Genomic DNA, 4,180 nt, shown 5'->3' with positions numbered 1-4,180 from the left:
GGGCGCCCCGGCGGCGGACACGGTGATGGACGGGCGGCTGGCCGACGTCGGCCGTCTGAAGGCTCTGCCCTACCTGCGCGGTTCCCGGCTGGAGCTGGAGACGCTGAAGGCCCGCTACCCGGACTCGGTCGTCCGCATTGGCTCGGAGGCGACCGAGCAGGCGGTGCGAACCGCGGACGCCGAGGCCCTGTCGCGCGCCCGGTTCGTGGTCTTCTCGACCCATGGGTTGATGGCGGGCTCCGCCGCCGCCGAGCCGGGTCTGGTGATGACCCCGCCGGATGAGGCGACCGAGGCCGACGACGGTTATCTGAGCGCCTCCGAGGCGGCCCAGCTGAGGCTGGACGCCGAGTTCGTGGTCCTGTCGGCCTGCAACACCGCCGCCTCGGACGGCCGCCCGGGCGGGGAGGGGCTGTCGGGGCTGGCGCGGGCCTTCTTCTACGCCGGGGCGCGGTCGGTGCTGGTGTCGCACTGGGAGGTGTCGGACGCGGCCACCACGACCCTGATCACCGCCACCTTCGCCGATCTGGACAGTCATGCCGTCGGCGACCCGGGCGTCCGCGCCCGCGCGCTTCAGGCCGGTCAGCGCGCCGTCCGCGCCGAACGCCGCTGGTCGCACCCGGCCTACTGGGCGGCGTTCACGCTCGTGGGGGAGCCGGGGTAGGGATTGGGGATTAGGCGAGACCGCCACTCCCGACACCGGCCTCTGCCGCCCCTGATCCCTAGTCCCTGATCCCTCTCTTCAGGCTCCTGCCTTTTTGGCAAATCCCCAGGCCCCTTCGGCCAGCGCCGGCACCTGCGCGGCCATGGACTTCGCCTGCGGCGAGGCGGCGGTGCCGTCGCGGACGCGGCCGGCGATGCCCTGACAGATGGCCGCCAGCCGGAACAGGTTGTAGGCGAACAGCCAGTCGAGGTTCGATGGCGGCGGCGCGCCGGTCTTCTCCGAATAGCGGGCCACCACCTCGTCCACCGACGGGATCCCCAGCGCCTTGAGGTCGGCGCCGGCGAGGCCGTTGCGGAGGCTTCCCGGAATGGCCCAGGCGATCAGCAGATAGGAGAAGTCGGCCATCGGATCGCCGAGCGTCGACAGCTCCCAGTCCAGCACGGCGCGAACCTGCGGCTGATCCGGGGCGAGGATCATGTTGTCCAGCCGGAAGTCGCCATGGACGATCCGGGTCGGTCCCTCGGGCGGCAGGGTGGCGGGCAGGAATTCGATCAGCCGGTCCATGGCCGGGATCGGGTCGATCTCTGACGCCCGGTACTGCTTGGTCCAGCGCCCGACCTGCCGTTCGAAATAGTTGCCCGGCTTGCCGTAGTCGCCCAGTCCGATGGCGGCGGGATCGAAGCGGTGCAGGGCGGCCAGCGTATCGACCTGGGCGTCATAGACGGCGCGGCGCCCGGCGGGCTCCAGCCCCGGCAGCTTCAGATCCCACAGCACCCGGCCCTCGACCTTGTCCATGACGTAGAACATCGAACCGATGACGCCGTCGTCGGTGCACAGGGCATGAGGTCTTGCGACCGGATAGCCCTGGGCGTGCAGGGCCGAGATGACGGTGAACTCGCGGTCCACCGCATGGGCGCTGGGCAGCAGGGTCCCCGGCGGCTTGCGGCGCAGCACATAGGTCCGGCCCGGCGTTGACAGCTCATAGGTCGGATTGGACTGGCCGCCCTTGAACTGACGCACCGTCAGCGGCCCGGCGTAGCCATCCACATTCGCCGCCAGCCAGGCGCCGAGCGCGGCCTCGTCGAGGGCGTAGCGGGGGTCGACCTCACGGGTGCCGGAGAAGGTCGATTGAGCGTCTTCAAGGGGCGTCTGGGTCATTGCGCGGCGATGATGGCGGCCTTCACGGCGCCGCGCCAGCCTTTCAGCAGCCGCTCGCGCTCTTCACCGGACATCCGGGGGCGCCAGACCGCCGGAGCCTCGGCGGACGCTGCGTCAAGCGTGTCGATCAGGCCGCACCCCAGCGCCGCCAGCTTGGCCGCGCCGAGCGCCGTCATCTCCTGGAAAGCCGGTCTCTCGACCGTGACATCGCAGATGTCGGCGACGAACTGCATGGCGAAGGCGTTGGCGGTGACGCCGCCGTCGACCTTCAGCACCGACAGTTTCGGCGCCCCGTCCGTCTCCAGTGCGTCGAGCAGGTCGCGGGTCTGGTAGGCGAGGGATTCCAGCGCCGCCCGAACCATATGGGCCGGACCGCTGTCACGGGTCAGGCCGACGATGGTCCCGCGCGCCTCCGGCTCCCACCAGGGGGCGCCCAGACCGGTGAAGCCGGGGACCAGATAGACCCCGCCGTTGTCCTTCAGGCCCTGGGCCATCGCCTCGGAGTGGCGCGATTCCGAAATGACCTTCAGCCCGTCGCGCAGCCACTGGATCGCCGACCCCGCCGAGAAGATGGAGCCTTCGAGCGCGTAAGCCGCCGTCCCCTGGGCCTCATAGCCGAGGGTGCCGAGCAGGCGGCTGGTCGAGACGACCGGCTCGGCGCCGACGTTGGCCACCAGAAACGCCCCGGTGCCGTAGGTGATCTTGGCGTCGCCGGCCTTCAGTGCGCCATGTCCCACCAGTGCGGCCTGTTGATCGCCCGCCGCGCCGTGGATCGGCAGGGCCGCGCCGAACAGCGACGGCTCGCTGTCGCCCAGATGGTCGGCGCAGCCCCTGATCTCCGGAAGTCCCGCCATGGGGACATTGAACAGCGCCGCCAGATCGGGCCGCCACTGACGGGTGCGCAGGTCCATCAGGGAGGTGCGGCTGGCGTTGGTGGCGTCGGTGACGTGGCTGGCGCCGCCCGTGAGCTTCCAGATCAGCCAGCTTTCGATGGTGCCCAGCTTGACCTCGCCCTTCTCGGCCCGCTCCCGCGACCCCGGAACCGCATCCAGCAGCCAGGCGAATTTGGAGGCGGAGAAGTAGGGGTCGAGGATCAGGCCGGTCGCCGTCTGCACCTCCGGCTCATGCCCGGCGGCGGCCAGCCTGCCCGTGGCGTCGGCGGTGCGGCGGTCCTGCCAGACGATGGCGCGGTGCAGGGGCTCGCCGGTGGCGACGTCCCAGATGACCGAGGTCTCTCGCTGGTTGGTGATGCCGATGGCGGCGAACCGTCCGACGCCGCCCGCCTTGCGCACCACCTCGCGGCAGGTCTGCAGGGTCGCGGCCCAGATCTCGGCGGCGTCATGCTCGACCCAGCCGGGTTGGGGGAAATGCTGCTCCAGCTCGATCTGGCTGACCGCGACGGGCCGCAGGCCCCCTTCGTCCGTTCGCCCGAAAGCGATCGCCCGCGTCGAGGTGGTGCCTTGGTCAATCGCGAGGATGAGGCTTTTCATGGGGAGAGGTTAGACCGGGGTTGGGCGGGAATGTAAGGGAGGAGGCATGCACACAGCCTCCTTCGAAGGCGTCCGCGACGCCGCCCGCCAGCTCGCCGGCCACGCCGTCCGCACGCCCCTGATCGAAAGCCCGGCGCTGAACGACCATCTGGGCGGCCGGGTGCTGCTCAAGGCGGAGAACCTGCAACGGGCCGGGGCCTTCAAATTCCGCGGCGCCTGGAACCGCATCAGCCGTCTGACGGCCGAGGAGCTGACACGCGGCGTCGTCGCCTATTCGTCCGGCAACCACGCCCAGGCGGTGGCCTGCGCGGCGAAGATGATGGGGACCCGCGCCATCATCGTCATGCCGGCCGACAGTCCGAAGGTGAAGGTTGAGGGGGTGATCGGCTTCGGCGGCGAGGTCCGTCTCTACGACCGCTACACCGAAAGCCGCGAGGAGATCGGCGAGGAGATCGCCCGGACGCGCGGCAGCGTGCTGGTGCGGCCGTTCGACGATCCGTTCGTGATCGAGGGCCAGGGCACGACCGGGCTGGAGATCGTCGAGCAGGCGGAGGCGGCCGGGGCCACGATCGACCAGCTGCTGTGCGGCGCCTCGGGTGGCGGCCTGATCGCCGGGATCAACCTGTCGATGGGCGCCCTCATGCCCGACGTGCCGGTCATCGGCATCGAGCCGCGGGACTACAACGACACCCAGCTGTCCATGGCAGCGGGCGAGCGCCTGACCCACGCGCCGGCCCACGGCACCATCTGCGACGCCCTGATGACCGACCGGCCGGGCGAGCTGACCTTCCCGATCAATCGTCGCCTGTCGCGCGTCGAGACGGTGTCTGACGCCGAGGTGGCCGAGGCCGTCCGCTACGCCTTCCGCGCC

The 4,180-nt window shown here is 70.7% G+C and carries 4 protein-coding genes; 2 read left to right on the top strand and 2 right to left on the bottom strand.

The annotated features are described in order from the left end of the window. On the top strand, positions 1-661 hold a 661-nt coding region (locus VGE03_RS01205; protein WP_331044643.1), incomplete at its 5' end, for a CHAT domain-containing protein. Positions 662-739: 78 nt separating this feature from the next. Here VGE03_RS01205 and VGE03_RS01200 read toward each other — a convergent pair. After that, positions 740-1,819, bottom strand: a complete 1,080-nt coding sequence (locus tag VGE03_RS01200) for a phosphotransferase family protein (RefSeq protein ID WP_331044642.1) — start codon at positions 1,817-1,819, stop codon at positions 740-742. Then, positions 1,816-3,309: a glycerol kinase GlpK gene (gene glpK, locus VGE03_RS01195; protein ID WP_331044641.1), complete on the bottom strand. Its 1,494-nt coding sequence runs from the start codon at positions 3,307-3,309 to the stop codon at positions 1,816-1,818. The genes VGE03_RS01200 and glpK overlap by 4 nt, the downstream gene beginning before the upstream one ends. Positions 3,310-3,355: 46 nt before the next feature. Here glpK and VGE03_RS01190 point away from each other — a divergent pair. After that, positions 3,356-4,180: threonine/serine dehydratase (locus VGE03_RS01190; RefSeq protein ID WP_331044640.1), on the top strand; the 825-nt coding region annotated here is incomplete at its 3' end.

Source organism: Brevundimonas sp. (genome assembly GCF_036400995.1).
Classification (GTDB): Bacteria; Pseudomonadota; Alphaproteobacteria; order Caulobacterales; family Caulobacteraceae; genus Brevundimonas.
The sequence above is the reverse complement of the archived record's forward strand: the minus strand, read 5'-3'. Positions and strand labels throughout refer to the sequence as shown.